Origin of the sequence: Frankia alni ACN14a (assembly GCF_000058485.1) — a bacterium.
Lineage (GTDB): Bacteria > Actinomycetota > Actinomycetes > Frankiales > Frankiaceae > Frankia > Frankia alni.
The window spans coordinates 5,139,347-5,157,332 of record NC_008278.1 but is presented as its reverse complement, the minus strand read 5'-3'; the positions used below and the strand labels follow the sequence as shown (position 1 = coordinate 5,157,332).

The window sequence follows — 17,986 nt, the reverse complement described above, 5'->3', positions numbered from 1 at the left end:
CGGCGGTCATCGAAGGGATCGACATGGGGGATCACGAGCACCGTGCGGATCGTCGCGGTGGGCGTCGGCGTCCGGGCCCGGTCTGCCCGGCCGGCCCGTCCTGCTCGGCGGTCGCGGTCGACGGGCTGACGCGACCCGACACCGCGGTGCCGGCCGTGCTGGCGTCCGCCGTGCTGGGGCCCGCCGTGCTGGCGCCCGTGCGATGACCGGGTCGCTCATCGTCGGGGTCGACGCCGGCTGCACCTCGCTGCGCGACGCCGACCTGCTGATCCACCGGCTGGTCGAGGCGCTGGACCTGCCGGGGGACACCGTCGCCTGCACCCACCTCGTCGGCGCGGACAACGCACACGTGGCCCTGTCGTTCGCGCTGCCGCCGACCTGGCGCGATCCGGGTAGCTGGCGGCGCGTGGCGCATCTCGCCGGCGAGCTGGCGATCGTGGAGCTGGCGGCGGCCCGGCGCGCCGCCGCGGCCACGTTGGTCGGGGCAGGCCCAGTCGGGGCAGAGCTGGTCGGGGCAGGCCTGGCCGGGCCAGGACCGGTCGGGCCAGGACCGGTCGGGCCAGGACCGGTCGGGGCGGGACCGGCCGGGGCGGGACCGGCCGAGACAGGCCTGGTCGGGGCGAGCCCGGTCGGGGGACACCTGCTCGGGGGATACCTGGTCGGGGGATACCGGGCCGGAGGGCTTGACGGCGCGGCAGCGCCCGGTGCGTCGACCGGATCGATGGTCGAGTTTCTCGCTGTCGGGGCGCTGGTCACGGGGCCGGTGGGGCTGGCCTGCGGGGCTGAACGGATCGGCCCGCCCGAGCTCGCGGACGGCGCCGCGCAGGCCGTCGCGGACCACGCCGGCCGGCAGGGCGGGCGAGCCGTCGTCTACCCGGGGGTCGGCCGGCTGCGCGGCACCGTGCTGGTGGAGACCGTGCTCGGGCAGACCGCGGTGGGCCGGGTCGTCGTGCCCACCGGGCAGGCGGAGCCCCGCCGGTCCGACCTCCTGCGCACCCGCAACCACGTGCGGCCCGTCTGGCGCGACGGCGTGCTCACCCTCGTCGCCGCCGCCGAGCGCGGCCGGGTGTTCACGCCCTCCGAGGTGCCCCACCCGTCCCCGGTGGGCGGCTGCTGACGCCGGCACTGCGGGACGCGCCGGGTGCCCCCGCCGCCGGGGCACTCCCGCTACCGGGCTCCGTGCAGCGTGCGATTCCCGGCGCGGAAGAACTACCGGTAAGGCGGTCGTCATTACCTTGTCGGGTGGTGCCTGGTTTGTTTTTGGTCGATCGTCAAGGTGGCCTGGACGCGGCATTCCCATTGTTCGAGGAATGCCCGGCGCGCCGACCCGCCGACGACGATGCGCCGTCGGCGGGCCGGCCCGGCTAAGTTGCCGCGGGTGTGGGAGAGGCTTTCCCGCCTGAGGTTCCGGAGCGGTTCAGCAATTCCTTCGGTCGATGATCCCGCCGACCGGGGGCTCGGTGTCGAGCCGGCGATCGGCTTGCCGGGGAGGGATCGGTCAGTAGGTGCAGGTGGGGGCCTCGGGAGGGGCGGTCGGGCCCTGGACGGCGGGGGTGGCTCCGGCCGTCGCGTCGCCGGCCGTCGCGTCGCCGGCCGTCGTGCCGCCGGCCGCCGGGGCCGGGTTGGCGCTGGACGTCCCGGTGCCCGAGGAGACTGCCGGCGTGACGACCTCGGTGAATCCGGAACCGAGGACGAGCTGGACGCCGGTGACGCTGGAGTCGGCCAGCACGCTCGATCCCGGCACGGCCGCGGCGACGGTGCGCGCCTCGGCCTCCTGCCCCGGCCCGTAGATGACCCGGGAGGTCACATGGGTGAGTGCCGAGGCGTTGCCGGCGTTGCGTGCGTGGAAGCCCTTGCGGGTCAGCGCGGCGGTGACCTGGGAGGCGAGGCCGGAGCGGGAGGAGCCGTTGTAGACGGTGACGCGGACCTGCGACGGGGCCGCGGTGGCGCCCGGGGCGAGCGACGGGCCAGCGCCCGCGCCCGCGTCGCCCGACGTGGTGGCGCCCTCGACGCGGCCACCGAGCGGATTGACGATCCGCAGCAGGTCGTCGGGCCGGTAGAACTGCACCGACGCGCGGGTGCCGTGCAGGCGGATGTCGCCCATGTCGTCGACGGCGCCCTCGGCGCGGGTCGGGGCGTGGGTGGGCACGGTCTGCATCCGGATCCCGCCGCTGGTCAGGCCCTTGATGCGGGTCGCCAGGCCGCGCAGGTCGGCGATGGTCGTGTGCTCGTCGAGGGTGAGCGCCCCCGCCGCGGTGGACACCAGCCGCTCGGCCTTGATCGGGTTCGTCAGCGTGTCACCATTCATGATCTTGTGGAACATGGCGCCGATGAACTGCTGCTGGCGGCTGATCCGGTCGGTGTCGCCGGCGGGCAGGCCGTGGCGTTGGCGGACGAAGGCCAGCGCCTGGTCCCCGTCGACCTGGATGGTGCCCGGGCCGCCGTGGAAGCCGCTCATCGGGTCGTTGGTGTTCGTGCTGACCCGCCACCGGCCGTTGTCGTCCTGGAAGCGCTGGGGCGGCGCGTTCGAGGGCTTGATGCACACCTCGACGCCCCCGATGGCGTCGGTGATCTTCTTGAAGCCCTGCAGGTCCATCGAGATGTAGTGGTCCACCTGCATGCCGGTGAGGCTCTCGATGGTCTTGACCAGCAGTGACGGGCCGCCCGACGAGATGGCCGCGTTGAACTTGTCCTTCGTCGACGCGTGGCGCTTGCCGTTCGTGTCGGTGTACTCGGGGATCGTCACGTACATGTCCCGGGGGAACGAGATCATCGTCGTGGTCCCGTCCTTGCTCAGGTGGGCGAGGATCGTCGTGTCGGAACGCTGCCCCTCGACGTCGCCGTACTCCCCGCCGGTGCCGGCCCGGCTGTCCGTGCCGACCAGCAGGTAGTTCGCCACGCCCACTCCGCTGGAGCTGCCGTCGGAGAGCCCGAGGTCGATGCGGTTGACCTTGCCGTTGATGAACGAGTAGGCGGCCCAGCCGCCGACCGTGACCAGCAGCACGCAGCAGGACACGAAGGAGAGGAAGGCCAGCATCCCGCGCCGACGCCGCGGGGGAGGGCCGCCGGGCCCCGAGCCGCGTCCCGACCGGCCGGGTCCCGAACCCCGCGGATCCAGCCGAGAGGGGAGGACTCGCATGCTGTCCACGGCGTCGTACTGCAGGTGCGGTGCGGTCACATCCCGCCTTTCCTCGAGGGGCCCTGCGGGCAGGGTCCGACGTAGTGCGGAAAGTAACACGTATGGGTTATTGGCTTACCGTGAGGGGTGTCGACGGGATTCCCCGTATACGTGGCGCGATGGGGGCGGCACCCTGTCGGGATTCGTCCCTCGATCGACGTCGTCTCCGTCGATCACCGTCGAGGACGACGGCGTTCCGTGACGTCCGACCACGCGCCCGGGGGCCCGCCCGCACGATGCGCCCGGCGGGTCGGACCGCACGCCCTGCGGACCGTCGCGGTGCGCGACCTCACCGAGGCGGGATCGTGGCGCGCAGGTGGTCGACCGCGGCGGAGATCCGAGAATCGCGGGAGGCCGTGGCGCGCGACCAGGCGAGGCCGAGCTGGAAGTCGATCTCGCCGGGGGCCAGCGGCACCAGGGCGAACGCCGGGTCGGTGAACACCCGTCCGGCGGGCCCGGAGTTCGCCGAGCCGGTGAGGGTGAGCTGGCGGGAGCGGCGGATGGTGTTCGCGAGCGCGAGCAGGTCCTGCTCGCGCATCGTGACGACGTGGGCATGACCGTCCTGCTCCAACCGGTCCCGAAGCCGGCGCATGGCGGTCGGCTGTAGCCGGGTGGGGGTCAGCAGGATCTCCCGGTCGCGCAGGTCGGCCAGGTACAGGCAGGTGCGGGTCGCCAGCTCGTCGTCGGCGCGCATCGCGACCCGGAACCGGTAGGTGACCAGCGGTAGCACCGCCAGCGACGGATCGTCGACGGGCAGGTGCACCAGGGCGAGGTCCAGCTCGCCGAGGGCCAGGGTCGCCAGCAGCTCGCTGGACGGGCTGTGGACCAGCTCCGCCAGACCGCTGCGCGCCCCGTCCGGGACGTCCGAGCCCGGGGTGGGGGTCTGGCCCGGCGCGCCGGTCAGGAACGAGGTGAGGGTCGCGGCGACGCGGTCGACGATGTGCGGCGGCGCGAAGTGGGTGGATCCCAGGCGCAGGGGCGGGAGCTGGCCGGCGGCCTGGCGGGCGGCGAAGCGCGCCTCCTCCAGACTGCGCAGCGCCGCCTCGATCGGTGGCAGGGCGGCCCGGCCGGCCTCGGTGAGTTCCAGCGAGTGATGGCCGCGGGCGAACAGCTCCACGCCCAGTTCGTGCTCCAGCGCGCGGATGCTGCGGCTGACCGGCGACGGCGTCAGGTGCAGCCGCGTCGCCGCGCGGCCGACGTGGCCCTCCTCGGCGACGGCGACGAAGGCCCTGAGCTGTCCGATCTCCATGTCAGGTCCAACTGACCATGACGGGCGTCCACTGTCAAAGCCCACCACCCACCGCGATCGTCGCCGGTGCGTCGGGCGGCGGCGGTCAGATGCCGGCGTCGCCGCGGCGGTAGGACTGGTGGCTCAGCCGTTGCCGCTGACGTGGTCGCGCCAGGAACGCTCGGGCTTCCAGCCGAACAGGGCGCGGGCCCTGGCGATGCAGATCCCGCCGGCGTCGGGGCGGTCGAGCTCCCGCAGCGGTGGGGCGTCCGCGCCGAAGACCTCGGCGGTGAGCTCGGCGAGTGGGCGGCCGGCGATGTTGTCGGGCTGGGCGGCGTAGACGACCTCGTGGCCGGGGGTGTCGGCGGTCGCGGCGAGGGCGATCAGGTCGGCGAGGTCGTCGGCGTCGACGTAGGACCACTGGTTGAACGCGCCCCGGCGCGGATCGGCGGCCACGCCGGCGTGGACGGTCTCGTAGGCGTCGGGGATGAGCACGAGGCTGGGACGCACGGAGACGGCGGTGGCGTCGCTGCGGCGCACGAGCGCGTCGCAGATGTTCTCCCCGAGGGCCTTGGACAGGCCGTAGGCGTCCTGGGGGCGCAGCGGGTGGTCCTCGTCGACGGGCAGGTAGTCGGGCAGGAACGGCCGTTCGGCGGTGACGAAACCGGGCGCGGTCTCGCTGGAGGTGTAGATCAGGCGGGGCACGCGGGTCCGGGCGACCGCCTCGGCGACGTGGTACGTCGACTGCGTGTTGGTGGCGAAGATGACGTGCCCGGGGTCGTGCGAGGGTTCGGGGATGCCGGCGGTGTGGATGACGACGTCGGGGCGGGTGCGCAGGACGACGGCGACGGCCTGCCCGTAGTCGGTGAGGTCGGCGCGCAGGTAGGGGTCGAACGGCGGGCCGTAGTGGGCGGCGACGATGTCCGTCCCGGTGACCTGGTGGCCGTCGGCCCCCAGCCGCGCCACCACGCGGGAGCCGATCTTGCCTCGGGATCCGGTGACCAGGACTCGCACGGCCGCTCCTGACGTCCTGCTTGCACAGTAAGTGTCACTTCGCGTCGATTCGGAACGGGATGGCGAATGGTCGCGCCATGCCCTCATGCCGTCGGCGGCGGCGCGGGCTCGCCGACGGCGACGAAGACCGAGCGGGCATGGGACAGCTCCCGGAAGCCGTGTACGCCGTGGTAGCGGCCCATCCCGCTGGTGCCGACGCCGCCGAAGGGGAGCTGGCTGTCGACGAAGTGCAGCGCCCAGCCGTTGACGGTGACCCCGCCGGAGGACGTGCCGGCGAGCACCGCGTCGACCAGGGCTCGGTCATTGCTGTAGACGTACATCGCCAGCGGCTTGCCGCCGGCGCGGACGTGCTCGACGACCTGGGCCGGGTCGGTGAAGGTCAGCACGGGCAGGATCGGCCCGAAGATCTCCTCGCCCATGATCTTCATGTCGGGGGTCACGTCGAGCAGGACCGCGGGCGGCAGGACGGTCCCGGCGGGATCGGGCGTCCCGCCGCCGACCAGCGTTGCGCCCCGGGTGACCGCGTCGTCGAGGTAGCCGGTCAGCCGGTCCACGTTGCGCTGGTTCACGATCCGACCCAGGGCCTCGGGCACGAGGCCGCCCTCGCGGTAGAGGTTCTTCTCGACCCACCGCTGGTAATGCTCCAGGAACTCGTCGCGGACCTCCGGGCGCACCCACAGGTGGTCCGGCGACAGGCAGATCTGCCCGGCGTTGCTGTGCTTGGCCTGGGCGATCTGGACGGCGGCCGTCGCGACGTCGGTGGTTCCGTCGACGATCGCCGGGCACTTCCCGCCAAGTTCGAGGGTGACCGAGGCGAGATGGCGGGCGGCGCCGGCCATCACCACCCGCCCGACCGCGGGGCTGCCGGTGAAGAAGATGTGGTCGACGGGCAGCTCCAGCAGTGCGTTCGCCAGCTCGACCCCGCCGGTGAACACGGCGACGTGCTCGGGGGAGAAGACCTCCCGGATGATCCGCGCGCTGATGGCGGAGGTGGCCGGGGCGAGCTCGTTCGGCTTGACGATGGCGGTGTTGCCGGCGGCGATGATCGGCACCAGGGGCTGGAACAGCAGGCCGAACGGAAAGTTCCACGGCGCGAACAGCAGGCAGACCCCGCGGGCCTCGTACTGCACGAACTCCGCGGCCCCTTCGCCGAGGTACGGCGGTGGGGTCAGCGGGGTCGGTGCCGTCCACGAGGCGAGGTGGGCGACGGCGTCGTCGATGTCGGCGAGCACCGCCGCCACCTCGGTCGGGACCCGGGGGCGCGGGGGGCGCAGCAGGTCGGCGTGCAGCGCGGCCCGGATCTCGTCGAGATGTTCGGTGATCGCCGCCCGCAGGCGGGTGAGATGCCCGGTGCGTTCCTCGACGGTCGACGTCTTCGTGACCCAGCGATGCCGGCGCTGCGCCTCGAAAATCCCGCTGAGGTCGCTGAGGTCGCTGAGGTCGGTGCGGTCGGTGCGGTCGGTGATGTCAGGCGTCTTCTCGGTCTCAGTGGTCATGGCTCTCCTCATCGGGGGCTCTCTGCTCCGGAACCGGTACGAGGGACCGTCACTCGAGGTGCGGCATGCGCAGCACCGCCTTGAGGACGCTGCCCGCCCGCGCCCGCTCGACGACGGTGCCGATATCGGCGAAGTCGAAGACCGTCACGAGCCGTTCGATCGGCAGCCGGCCCTCGCGCCAGTGGCCGGCGAGCCGCCCGACGAGGTCCGCGGGCGACCCCCGACCGGCCGCCAGCGTGCCACGGACCGTCAGCCCGCGGCTTTGCAGCAGGGTCGGATCGAGGCGGACCGACTGGCCGAGGGTCACGCCGACGAGCGCCGCCTCACCGCCCGGGGCCAGTGCGGCGACGGCCTGCTGCATGACGGCGACGTGGCCGGCGGCCTCGACGGCGTAGTCCACACCGCCGGACTTCTCGAGGACGGCGACGGCGTCGGTGTCGCCGGCGTCGATGGTCCGGTCCGCGCCGAGCTCGGCGGCCAGGCGCAGCCGCTGCGGCCGGGTGTCGACGGCCGTGATCGACGCGCAGCCCGCGATGCGCGCCGCCATGACGGCCGCCAGCCCCACGGCCCCGGCCCCGAACACCGCCACGCTCGACGCCGGCCGGACCCGCAGCGTGTTCAGGACCGCGCCCGCTCCGGTGAGGACCCCGCAGCCGAGCGTGGCCATCAGCTGAAGGGGAAGGTCGGCGTCGACGCGGACCGCGTTGCGCTCGGTGGCCAGCGCGTACGTCGCGAACGAGGACTGGCCGAAGAAGCTGCCGAAGGCGGGCCTGCCGTGCTGGCGATGGGTCCAGGATCCGTCCGGTCGACGCCCGCCGCCCAGGTTGAGGCTCTGGTAGCACAGGCAGTAGGACGGCTGGCCGCCTCGGCAGCTCGCGCAGTCCCCGCAGGAGGCGGCGACCAGAACGACGTGGTCGCCGGGCGCCAGAGCCCGCACGGACGCGCCTACCCGCACCACGACGCCGGCCCCCTCATGGCCCAGCACGGCCGGCCAGCGCAGCGGCACCTGGTCCAGGATCGCGAGGTCGGTGTGGCACAACCCGGTCGCGTCCAGCCGGACCAGGATCTCGTCCGGGCGGGGGTCGTCCAGCTCCAGCGTCTCGATCCCCAGCGGGCCACCACTGGCGTGCGCGACGGCGGCGGTGATCTGCATGGTGGTGCCCTCCAGGGGACGGTCGAGGCGCTGATCGCTCGGGCGGAAGTCGCTGGGCCCCGACGTGCGGTGACGCCGACAGCCCGGCGCCACGCCGGCTACCGTCCCGCCAGACTCGCGCATCCGGGGGCCGATGACCATTGCGGATTTTCGTCCGTCGACGTGTCACTTGGCGCAACCTCGCCCTTGTTCGGGCGTGCTCGCCGCGGCGCAGGCGCGCATACTCGTCGTAGTGATTCGTGACCGAAAGTCAGTGAACCGTCGTGGCGCCGTGCGGCGGCCGCTGCCCGCGTCCGAGGCGAGCTGGGGGCGGTCGCTCATCCCCCTGGTCGTCCTGCTCGCCGTGGTCGTCATGGACCTCACCGGCGACCGGCGCTATGTGATCATCACCAGTCTGGTGATCAGCCCGCTGCTCGCCGCGGCGCTGACCGGGCCGCGGGTGACCGCCGCCTACGCCGGCGCGGCGCTGGTGTTCGGCGCGCTGCAGGCCATTCCGCTGGGCTACTACACCGGGGTCGGCCACGACAGCCTCGTCGCCCAGATCATCCGGCTGGCGGTGATCGCGACGGGCGGCGCCATCGCGGTCGCCGCCAGCCGGGACCGGCAGCGGCGCGAGGTGCGGCTGCGCGACGTCACCCGGGTCGCCGACGTGGCGCAGCGGGCCATCCTCGGCGTCGTCCCCGCCCGCCTGGGCGATCTGCGCCTGGCCGTGAACTACGACAGCGCCGCCGCGCAGGCCCGAGTGGGCGGGGACCTCTACGAGGTGACGCAGACCCGCTGGGGGGTGCGGATCCTCGTCGGTGACGCCCGGGGCAAGGGCCTCGACGCCGTCCGGCTCGCCAGCCGGGTGACGGCCACCTTCCGGGTCCTCGCCCGTCACCTGGCCGACCCGGAGGAGATCGTGGCCGCCCTCGACGCCGAGGTGGTCCGCTCGGGCGGGCCGGAGGACTTCGTCACCGCCGTGTTCGCGCAGATCGACGGCGTCCGCCTGGAGCTGGTCAACGCGGGCCATCCCGACCCGGTGCTGCTGCGCCGGGGCGCGCCCCGGCTGCTCGCCGCCACCGGCCGACGCACCCCGCTCGGCCTCGGCGCGACCGGCACCACCGTCGTGCGCAGCCACCTCGTCGCGGGCGACCGGATCCTGTTCTACACCGACGGCCTGGCCGAGGCCCGCCGTCCCCACACCCGGGAGTTCTTCCCGGTGCTGCCCGCCGCCCAGGCCGCCCTCGGGCCGGCGCGCCGGCTCGACGCGGGACTGGCCGACCTCGTCGCGGCCCTGGGGCGCTGGACCGAGGCGACGCTGAGCGACGACGTCGCCCTGCTGGCCGCCGAGTTCGCCCCGCCCACACGGGCCACGACCCCGGCCGCGGACCAGCCCGCCCGGGAGGCCGCCGTTCACGGCGCCGGCGCGCCCTGGCGGGCGCCGACCGGGGCGCGGGAAGGCTCCCGACCCGTCGCCGGTTGCTCCTCAACGGCGCCGATGACGCCCGGAGCCGCGGCGGCGACGGGCTCGCCGGGGGCCGGCGCGGGAGCGCCGAACAGACGGGAGGCTGTCCGATGACGACGCAGCAGGCGCGGGGCCGGGTCCGGCTGGAGCAGGGGCGCAAGCGGGTCCGGGCCTACCTCGCCGGGCGGCTGGTCGTCGACACCACCAGCCCGGCGCTGGTCTGGGAGAACCCGCACTATCCCGCCTACTACCTGCCGCGGGCCGACGTCGTCGCCGAGCTGGTCCCCACCGCCCGCACGGAGCACTCCCCGAGCCGCGGCGAGGCCGTCTACTACGACGTGGTCGTCGAGGGGCGGACCGCGCCGGCGGCGGCCTGGGCGTACCCGCAGTCCCCACTGGAGGGACTGCGGGACCTGGTCCGCCTCGACTGGGAGGCGATGGACCGCTGGTTGGAGGAGGACGAGCCCGTCTACGTCCATCCGCGCAGCCCCTACACCCGCATCGACGCGCTGCCCAGCTCCCGGCACGTCCGGGTCGAGATCGACGGGGTGGTCGTCGCCGAGTCCCACCGTCCGGTCGTCCTGTTCGAGACCGGCCTGGTGCCGCGCTACTACCTGCCCCTGGTCGACGTCCGCCAGGAGCTGCTGCGTCCCTCGGACACCCGCACGCACTGCCCGTACAAGGGCAGCGCCGAGTACTTCTCGGTGGAGGTCGACGGCCGGCGCCATGACGACGTCGTGTGGACCTACCGCACCCCGCTGCCGGAGAGCGCCCGGATCACCGGCCTGGTCTGCTTCTACGACGAGCGCGTGACGGTGTCCGTCGACGGCGTGCCCACGCACCCCTGACCAGCTCCGCGCGGGGCGGACCGCGCCGTGCGGTGCGTTGTGCGCGGTCTGAGCCTGCGGACGGTGCACAACGCACCGCAACCGCCTCCCGCGCAGGCGGGCCGGCGTCGGTCAGGCGTCCGACGGCGGATCGGTCGGCGCGCCGCGTAGGCCGTTGAGCAGCAGGGTCGTCAGGGTGTCCAGCACCTCGGCGTCGGAGTAAGCCGGGGTCGGCGAGCGCAGCAGGGCGAGCGCCAGCGTGGACAGCAGGCCGCCCATCGCCGCGGCGAGCAGGATGGGATCGCCGGGTAGCTCGTGCCCGCTCTCGCGCAGGTACTCCAGATGGTCGCGCAGCATGTCCGTCTCGGTGACGAGGCTGCGCCAGGCCTGGTCCGGGGCGTGCCCGCCGGTCAACGACGCCTCGTGCAGCGCGACGACGACCGGCAGGTTCTCCCGCATGACCCGCCAGGCCACGGCGAGATGGTCGTGGAGCTGGTCCCGGTCGGTCAGGTCATGGTCGCGGGGGTGTTCCGAGCGCCGCATCTCCGCGGACGCCGCTCCGCGCAGGTCCGCCAGCAGCGCCGCGAGCAGCTCTTCCTTGCCGGCGAAGTGGTCGTAGAACGAGCCGGTGGCGCGCCCGGCCGCGGCCGTGATGTCGCTGATCTTCGTGTTGAGGTAGCCGCGCTCCACGAACAGCCGACGCGCCGCCTCCTTGAGCGCGAGCTCGGTCTCGGCCGCCCTCGCCCTGCGCACGCCCACCGCGACCTCCTCGTTTGACGTTCCCGTTCGCGCCTGATCATACTGAGCGCCAGTTCACCGAATTTCTATTCGGTGAAACTCGATTCAGTGGGAGGGGCGGCATGAGGGTCGTGGTGGTCGGCGGGGGAGTGGCCGGGGCGGCGAGCGCGATCGCGCTGCGGCGGATCGGCGCTGAGGTGACGGTCCACGAGGCCCACGAGGAGCCGGCCGGGCCGGTCGGGTCGTTCGTGAGCCTGGCGGCGAACGGCCTGCGCGCCGTGGCCGTGCTGGGCTGCCTGCCCCAGGTGCGCGCGGCCGGGTTCGCGGTGCCGTGGCAGCGGATGTGGTCGTCGGCCGGCAGGTCGCTCGGCGAGGTGGCGCGGGGCCGGGCCCGCGGGGACGACCTGGTCAGCGTCACGCTGATGCGGGCCGACCTGGTCGCCGCGCTGCGGGCCGAGGCGGCGCGGCTCGGCGCCCGGATCGTGACCGGCAGCCCGTTCGACGCCGCCCGCGTGCGGGCCTGCCTCGACGGCGGCGTCGACCTGGTCGTCGGCGCGGACGGGATCTGGTCCGGCGTGCGGGAAGTGCTCGACCCGCACGCCCCGCGGCCGGTCTACGGTGCGATGTTCAGCGTCAGCGGCGTCTCCCGCGCGGACGACCTGCGTGTCGACACCGGCACCTTCAACATGATCTTCGCTCGCCGTGGCGTCTTCCTCCATCTGGGCGCTCCGGACGGGTCGGTCTGGTGGTCGGCGCAGGTCAGCGGCCCGCGCCCGGCGGACGTGCACGCCATCGGCCTCGGCGACCTCCTCGACACCTACCGCACCGAGCCGCGGGCGGTGGAGATCCTGCGCGCCACCCGGCAGATCCACGGCGCCACGCTGCACCACGTGCTCGCGCGGGTGCCGCGCCACCATGGCGACCGACTCGTGCTCGTCGGTGACGCCGCTCACCCGGTCGGCGCCGGGCAGGGGGCGTCGATGGCGCTCGAGGACGCCGTCGCCCTGGCCCAGCACCTGCACGCCGAGGGCGCCGGCGGACGGGCGCTCGACGGCTACGAGCGTCAGCGGCGGGCCAGGGTCGACAGGATGGCGAAGGAGGCGACCCGCAACCGAGACGTCAAGACCGCCGGACCGATCGCCCGACGGATGCGTAACGTGATCATGCCCGTCGTCTTTCCCCGCGTCTACGAGAGTGCGACGTCCTGGCTCCACGACTACGACCCCGGCGCGCTTCCTGCCTGAGCCCCGTCGGCTCGGCGGGCGGGGTCAGCCGGTCAGGACGGACATCGCCCGGTCGAGCAGGGCGGCGAGATCGGCCGTCCCGTCGGAGTCGCGCCAGACCGTCAGGGCGGCGTCGTAGCAGCCGAGCGCGGCCGAGGCCAGCGCGCGGGGGCGCGGGTCGGCCGTGTCCGTCGGCGCGATGGCGAGGCGCCGGGCGAGCTCGGGGGCCAGCAGCCGCTGCCAGCTGTTCTGCCGCTGCAGCTGGCGGCCCTGGAGCGACGGCGTGTCGACCATCATCCGGGACAGCCGCAGGGCCCGTTCGGGGTTCTCGGCGTTGACGCCGATGATCGCGTTGAGCGCCTGGCGCAGCGCCTGCCACGGCGTCTCGTCCGCGGGGCGGCCGGCGAGCGCGTCGCGCAGGACCAGGCCGCGTTCCTCCACCCCGAGCAGGACGACGTCCTCCTTGGTGGCGAAGTAGCGGAAGAAGCTGCTGCGCGACAGGCCTGCCTCGGCGGCGATCTGGTTGATCGTCGTCGCTTCGAAGCCCTGCCGGTCGAACAGGTCGAAGGCGACGGCCGTGATCTCCGCCTGCAACGCCCGCCTCGTCCTGCTGCGCAGATCGGTGCCCCGCGAGGGGGTTGCGGCGTCGGCGGGGACTGCCGCGGGGTTCTTCACCACGGGTCGAGGATACCAGATCTGGCATCTCGACTCAGATGTTGGACTCAGTCTCATATTTGGGCTAAAGTTTCACCGCGACCACCCGTCGAACCTCCCCCCAGCGAACCGACCCCCGGCGTCCTCCCGGGCACAGCGGCCGGCCTGCTGGTCCTGCACCCCCATCGGACTTTCACGCGCGGGAAAGTGACCAATGACAGCGGAGACATCGGCGTCCAGCGGGGCGCCCTCGACCGGGCTCGGCCCGTGGATGCGCTTCCGGCGCCAGTACTCCCGGCTCTCGCCGCCGGTGCAGATGATCGGCCTGCAGCTGTGGCTGCCGCTGGTCTTCGTCATCGCCTTCTGCCTGTGCTACATCAACGCCTTCCACCAGCCGGCGCCGAAGGACGTCAAGGTCGCGGTGGTTGGGACCGGCCCGGCGGCGGCGACCCTCGCCGAGCGGCTGGCGGGCACCAGCGACGGCATGCTGTCGGTGTCGACGGTGGGCTCGGTCGACGCCGCCCGCGGTGACGTGCGCGACGGCGACCTGGCGGCGGCCTTCACCCCCGGCGCGGCGAACCAGCCGGCCCGGCTGCTCATCGCCAGCGGCGCCCAGTTCCAGCTCGCCGAGGTCGTCCAGCAGACGTTCGCCCCGGTGGCGGCGGCCGAAGGCACCACCCTCGCCGTCGACGACCTCGCCCCGCTGCCCAAGCACGACTCCTACGGCACCTCGGGCTTCTACCTCGCGCTGGTCTGGACCATCGCCGGCTACATGGTCGGCATGTTCATCGGGATGATGGGCCAGACGCTCAAGCACCACGTCCGCCTCGGCCTGATCGTCGGCTCCGGGTTCGTGTTCTCGCTGCTCGGCACGCTGTTCGCCGGTCCGGTGGTGGGCGCCGTGCACGGCCACTTCCTGTCGCTGTGGCTGCTCGGCTGGACGACGGCGATCGCGGTCGGCCTGGTCGTCAACGGCCTGTCCTACTTCATCGGCCGGTTCGTCACCGGCGCGGCGCTCATCCTGTTCGTGTTCCTCAACATCCCGTCGTCGGGCGGGGCGTTCCCGGCCGCGTTCGTGCCGGAGCCCTTCAAGTGGCTGCACCCGTACGTGTTCGGCACCGGTGTGCTCGACGTGCTGCGCGGTGTCGTCTACGACGCCGGGCCGGGGATCGGCCGCGGCGCGACGGTGATCGGCGTCTACGCGGCGGTCGGCATCGTGCTCACCGCGGTCGGTCGGCCGTTCTTCAACCGCCGCAACCGGCTGCGGGCCGAGCGCGGCAAGCCGGTGTCGATGATGCTGGCCGCGCAGGGCGCGGCGATGGCGGCCCGCCAGGCCGAGCAGGCCGAGGCCGCCGCCGGCACCCGCCCGCACCACACCACCACGAGCGACGCCCCCGCCCGCGGCGCCACCACGGACGCGGGCCTGCGGCGGGACGGCGAGTTCCGTGACAACGAGTTCGCCGACGAGGAGGTCGAGTCCGACGCGGCCGCCGTCTCCGGCGCGGCGGCGGGCAGCGGCAGCGCCTGACCGGACGCGGCGCGCCGGTTCAGCCGAGTGGCGCCGGTTCAGCCGAGTGGCGCCGGTTCAGCCGAGGGGCGCCGACCAGCGCACCCGGGTGCCGCCGGCCGGGCCGGGCTCCACGGCGAAGGTTCCGCCGAGGGTCTCGGCCCGCCCGCGCAGGTTCGCCAGTCCGCTGCGCCGCGTCGTCGGTCCCATGCCGACCCCGTCGTCCACCACGTCCACGCTCACCCGGCCGTCCGCGACGGCCACCGTCACCTCGACGGCGCGGGCGTGGGCGTGGCGGGCGGCGTTCGACAGGGTCTCGCGCACCACGGCGATGAGATGGTCGCCGACGGCGGCGTCGATCGCCGTGTCGACGGGGCCGTCGAGGTGCAGCCGCGGGGTGAAGCCGAAGGCCCCGGCCATGTCGTCGATGATCCCCAGGATCTGCGCCCGCAGCCCGCTGCCCGTGGCCGGGGTGGCCCGCCCGCGCAGCTCGAAGATCGTCTGGCGGATCTCCCGCACCGTCTCGTCGAGGTCCTCGACGTAGGTGCTCATCCGCTCCGCGCGCGCCGCCCGCTCCTCGCTGGCGGCCAGCCCCTGCAGGCCCATCGCCACCGCGAACAGGCGCTGCATCACGTGGTCGTGCAGGTCGCGGGCGATCCGGTCGCGGTCCTCCAACAGGGACAGCCGGCCCCGGGCCGCCCGTGAGCGGGCCAGTTCCAGGGCAAGGGCGACGTGGGCGGCGAACGCGGCGGCGAGTTCGAGGTCCTCGTCGCTGAACAGGACGCCGCCGCGGCGCCGGCCGAGGATCAACGCCCCGGAGGTGACCTGCGAGGCGATCAGCGGCACGATCATGATGGGGCCGACGTCGAGCTTGTCGATCTCGGAGCCGCCCAGCGTGCGCACATCGGCGACGACGAGCGGGGCCCGGTCGTGCACCGCCCGGCCGGCCAGCGACGTCTCCAGCGGCACCCGCAGGCCGCGCAGCAGCTCGGCGTCGTTGCCCTCGGCGACGTCGAAGGACAGCTCCCGCGCCGTCGGGTCGCACAGGGCCAGCGCCGTCGTGTCCGCCCGGGCGACGTCGCGGGCTCGCTGGACGATCAGCTCCAACGGGTCGTCGCCGTCGGCCAGCAGGTGGCGGGTGATGTCCGCCGAGGCCTGCGACCACTGCTGACGGTGCTGGGCCTCGCCGAACAGGCGGGCGTTGTCGATCGCCACGCCGGCGTTGGCGGCCAGCGCCAGCACGAGCTCCTCGTCCTCGGCCGTGAAGATCCGCCCGCCGCGCTTCTCGGTCAGGTAGAGGTTGCCGAAGACCTCGTTGCGGACCCTGATCGGCACGCCGAGGAAGGCCCGCATCGGCGGGTGCCCGGCGGGGAAGCCGACGGCGCGAGGATGATCGGCGATGTCGTCGAGGCGCACCGGCCCCGGCTCGGCGACGAGCAGGCCGAGCACCCCGTCGCCGCGAGGGGTCCGGCCGATCGCCTCGACGCGGCCCGGATCCATCCCGACATGGATGAACTGTTCGAGGTGACCGTCGCGGGCGATGACGCCGAGCGCGCCGTAGCGGGCGTCGACCAGCTCGCAGGCGGACTCGACGATGCGGCGCAGCACCACGTCGAGGCTGAGGTCGGCGGTGACCATGCGGTTGGCCCGCAGCAGACCGCGCAGCCGGCCCTGGGTGGCCAGCACATCCTGGGCCCGCTCCACCAGCTGGGAGAGAAGCTCGTCCAGTTCGAGCCGAGCGACAGCGGGGAAGATCAGGTCTCCCGACGACCCGGGCGGGGAGCTCTGCCCGCAGGCCGCCCCGGAGGTCCCTGCGCCGGCCGGCGCGAGGTCCCGTTCGGACTCCATGCTTCCAGGACGATAACCGATCCGCGACGGGCGGCGGTCAACATCCGGATCGCGGCCGAGGCGTTCCCGGTGAGGACGGGTCGCGGGTCCCGGCGGGGGCCATCCGTCCGTGGTGGGCGCCACGTCATCGGGATTGCGGAGTCGGCGCGGACGGTTCCGCGGCGGCTCGCGCCCGCCCGGCCTGCCCGGTTCGACCCACAGCCTCGACGACGTGCACCCGCGTCGTCCTCACTTCGCGCACCCTCATCGGGCAGCCTCCTGGGTCGTCACGTCACCTGCCATGGTCGGCCTCGCCGCGCCCCGGCGCACAGGGACCTTGGGCGCGCATCGTGGAGCACTTCCTCCCGTGCGATCCGCACCGTGCCGGCCGCGGATCGGTCCCCGGCGGCGCGCCACCCCCTGCTGCCAGGGCGTCCGTCGTGAACACCGGCGTCACCGGCCGCGTCGCCGAACCACGCCCCCGAGCGGACCGCTGCCCCACTCGATCGGGGCGGGTGGTGGACGGCCTGCCCCGATCGGGCCAGCCGCGGCTGTCCGCCGGCGGCGCGGTATCCCCCGGACGGGGAGGACTCGGCGGCCGAACGCACCGACGACGGCGGGCCGTTCGGATCCCCCGCGGGGGCCGGGGCGCACTCGCCGACCCGGGCCGCGGCGGGCACCCTGGAGGAGAGAACACCGGAGCCGGCTACCGGGGATCTGGAGTTTCCGTGTCAGGGTGCGTCGTGGTGGGAGTGGACGGATCCAGGGACGCCGACGCGGCTCTGCGCTGGGCCGCCGGGGAGGCGTGGCTGCGTGGGGACCGTCTCGAGGCGATCCTCGCCTGGACGGCGGACGACTGCCCGCGCGAGGTGCTCGACCGCGCCTACGCGCCGGGTCCCCACACGGTCGAGGGGACCGCCCTGGCGCTGCTGCGGGAATGCGTCCAGCGGACTCGGGATCCGCGTCGCCCGGTGCCCGTCACCGAGCGGGCCGTCTACGCCGACCCGGTCGAGGCGTTGCTGTCGGCCGGCGCCGGCGCGGACATGATCGTCGTCGGCTACCGGGGGACCAGTCGGCTGCGCCGCTACCTCGTCGGGTCGGTCGCCGCGGCCTGCCTGCACCAGGCGACCAGGCCGGTCGTCGTCGTCCGGGCGGACGGCCGGGCCGCCGAGGACGACGACGACCGGCCCGTGCTCGTCGGCGTGGACGGGTCGGCGGCGTCGCTGGCCGCGTTGCGCTGGGCCGCCGGGCAGGCGGCGCTGCACGCGGCACCGCTGCGGGTCGTCCACGCCTGGCAGCCCACCCCGCTGCTGCCACCCGGTCACCGCGCCGCCCGCGACCGGGCGGCGCTCGAACAGGCCGCGCACGCCGTCCTCGACGACTGTGTCACCAGCGGACTGCCCGACCGGGGGCTGCCCGCCCGGGCCATGCCGGCCCGGGCTCTGGCCGCCAGGGCACCGGCGGACGAGGGGCCGGCGGCCGTCACCCTCGACACCCGGCTGGCGCTTGGCGGGCCGGCGCAGAGCCTGCTCGCCGAGGCCGTCGACGCCCGGCTGCTCGTGCTCGGCAGCCGTGGTCACGGCGGCTTCGCCGGCCTGCTGCTGGGCTCGGTCGCCCACCAGTGCGTGCACCATGCGCGCTGCCCGGTCGCGGTCATCCCCGACCCCATCCGCTGATCGGGCCCGTCATCCGGC

The 17,986-nt window shown here is 74.1% G+C and carries 14 protein-coding genes; 6 read left to right on the top strand and 8 right to left on the bottom strand.

What is annotated here, in order from left to right:
* The first annotated feature begins 202 nt into the window (after positions 1-202).
* Positions 203-1,117, top strand: coding sequence for a hypothetical protein (locus tag FRAAL_RS33995; protein WP_011605876.1), 915 nt, complete (start codon positions 203-205; stop codon positions 1,115-1,117).
* 381 nt (positions 1,118-1,498) lie between these two features.
* On the opposite strand, the gene FRAAL_RS20760 is transcribed toward FRAAL_RS33995, so the two are convergent.
* The 5 genes from FRAAL_RS20760 to FRAAL_RS20740 form a co-directional block, all read right to left on the bottom strand.
* The gene (locus tag FRAAL_RS20760; RefSeq protein WP_157892170.1) at positions 1,499-3,178 is read right to left on the bottom strand and encodes an LCP family protein; all 1,680 of its coding nucleotides are present in this window, start codon (positions 3,176-3,178) and stop codon (positions 1,499-1,501) included.
* A gap of 289 nt (positions 3,179-3,467) precedes the next feature.
* Entirely contained in the window at positions 3,468-4,427 is a 960-nt protein-coding gene (locus FRAAL_RS20755) for a LysR family transcriptional regulator (RefSeq protein WP_041939567.1), read from the bottom strand.
* Positions 4,428-4,550: 123 nt separating this feature from the next.
* On the bottom strand, positions 4,551-5,420 hold the full coding sequence (locus FRAAL_RS20750) for an NAD-dependent epimerase/dehydratase family protein (protein WP_011605873.1): 870 nt from the start codon (positions 5,418-5,420) through the stop codon (positions 4,551-4,553).
* Between the two features lie 83 nt (positions 5,421-5,503).
* A complete protein-coding gene (locus FRAAL_RS20745; RefSeq protein ID WP_063822653.1) occupies positions 5,504-6,916 on the bottom strand; it encodes an aldehyde dehydrogenase family protein in 1,413 nt (470 codons plus the stop codon).
* Between the two features lie 49 nt (positions 6,917-6,965).
* Entirely contained in the window at positions 6,966-8,069 is a 1,104-nt protein-coding gene (locus FRAAL_RS20740; RefSeq protein ID WP_011605871.1) for an NAD(P)-dependent alcohol dehydrogenase, read from the bottom strand.
* Between the two features lie 253 nt (positions 8,070-8,322).
* Between FRAAL_RS20740 and FRAAL_RS20735 the strand changes: the two genes are divergently transcribed.
* Both FRAAL_RS20735 and FRAAL_RS20730 read left to right on the top strand, forming a co-directional pair.
* Positions 8,323-9,630, top strand: a complete 1,308-nt coding sequence (locus tag FRAAL_RS20735) for a PP2C family protein-serine/threonine phosphatase (protein WP_231861144.1) — start codon at positions 8,323-8,325, stop codon at positions 9,628-9,630.
* On the top strand, positions 9,627-10,364 hold the full coding sequence (locus tag FRAAL_RS20730) for a DUF427 domain-containing protein (RefSeq protein WP_011605869.1): 738 nt from the start codon (positions 9,627-9,629) through the stop codon (positions 10,362-10,364). Before FRAAL_RS20735 ends, FRAAL_RS20730 begins: the two co-directional genes overlap by 4 nt.
* A 111-nt stretch (positions 10,365-10,475) precedes the next feature.
* On the opposite strand, the gene FRAAL_RS20725 is transcribed toward FRAAL_RS20730, so the two are convergent.
* Positions 10,476-11,102, bottom strand: a complete 627-nt coding sequence (locus FRAAL_RS20725; protein ID WP_011605868.1) for a TetR/AcrR family transcriptional regulator — start codon at positions 11,100-11,102, stop codon at positions 10,476-10,478.
* A 101-nt stretch (positions 11,103-11,203) separates the two neighbouring features.
* Here FRAAL_RS20725 and FRAAL_RS20720 point away from each other — a divergent pair, with 101 nt between their 5' ends.
* A complete protein-coding gene (locus FRAAL_RS20720; RefSeq protein ID WP_041939566.1) occupies positions 11,204-12,325 on the top strand; it encodes an FAD-dependent oxidoreductase in 1,122 nt (373 codons plus the stop codon).
* Positions 12,326-12,349: 24 nt separating this feature from the next.
* On the opposite strand, the gene FRAAL_RS20715 is transcribed toward FRAAL_RS20720, so the two are convergent.
* Positions 12,350-12,982: a TetR/AcrR family transcriptional regulator gene (locus tag FRAAL_RS20715; RefSeq protein WP_231861143.1), complete on the bottom strand. Its 633-nt coding sequence runs from the start codon at positions 12,980-12,982 to the stop codon at positions 12,350-12,352.
* Positions 12,983-13,172: 190 nt separating this feature from the next.
* Between FRAAL_RS20715 and FRAAL_RS20710 the strand changes: the two genes are divergently transcribed.
* Positions 13,173-14,486 (top strand): ABC transporter permease, encoded by a 1,314-nt coding sequence (locus tag FRAAL_RS20710; RefSeq protein WP_011605864.1) that lies wholly within the window; start codon positions 13,173-13,175, stop codon positions 14,484-14,486.
* A gap of 57 nt (positions 14,487-14,543) precedes the next feature.
* On the opposite strand, the gene FRAAL_RS20705 is transcribed toward FRAAL_RS20710, so the two are convergent.
* Complete coding sequence (locus tag FRAAL_RS20705) at positions 14,544-16,313, bottom strand: GAF domain-containing sensor histidine kinase (protein WP_011605863.1); 1,770 nt, start codon at positions 16,311-16,313, stop codon at positions 14,544-14,546.
* 725 nt (positions 16,314-17,038) lie between these two features.
* Here FRAAL_RS20705 and FRAAL_RS20700 point away from each other — a divergent pair.
* The gene (locus FRAAL_RS20700) at positions 17,039-17,968 is read left to right on the top strand and encodes a universal stress protein (RefSeq protein ID WP_231861142.1); all 930 of its coding nucleotides are present in this window, start codon (positions 17,039-17,041) and stop codon (positions 17,966-17,968) included.
* Positions 17,969-17,986 lie beyond the last annotated feature (18 nt).

Excerpts from the sequence above, each read along its gene's own strand:
- FRAAL_RS20745 (WP_063822653.1), bottom strand. The coding sequence starts at position 6,916 with ATGACCACTGAGACCGAGAAGACGCCTGACATCACCGACCGCACCGAC.
- FRAAL_RS20720 (WP_041939566.1), top strand. The coding sequence starts at position 11,204 with ATGAGGGTCGTGGTGGTCGGCGGGGGAGTGGCCGGGGCGGCGAGCGCG.
- FRAAL_RS20730 (WP_011605869.1), top strand. The coding sequence starts at position 9,627 with ATGACGACGCAGCAGGCGCGGGGCCGGGTCCGGCTGGAGCAGGGGCGC.
- FRAAL_RS20755 (WP_041939567.1), bottom strand. The coding sequence starts at position 4,427 with ATGGAGATCGGACAGCTCAGGGCCTTCGTCGCCGTCGCCGAGGAGGGC.
- FRAAL_RS20740 (WP_011605871.1), bottom strand. The coding sequence starts at position 8,069 with ATGCAGATCACCGCCGCCGTCGCGCACGCCAGTGGTGGCCCGCTGGGG.
- FRAAL_RS20710 (WP_011605864.1), top strand. The coding sequence starts at position 13,173 with ATGACAGCGGAGACATCGGCGTCCAGCGGGGCGCCCTCGACCGGGCTC.
- FRAAL_RS33995 (WP_011605876.1), top strand. The coding sequence starts at position 203 with ATGACCGGGTCGCTCATCGTCGGGGTCGACGCCGGCTGCACCTCGCTG.
- FRAAL_RS20705 (WP_011605863.1), bottom strand. The coding sequence starts at position 16,313 with ATGGAGTCCGAACGGGACCTCGCGCCGGCCGGCGCAGGGACCTCCGGG.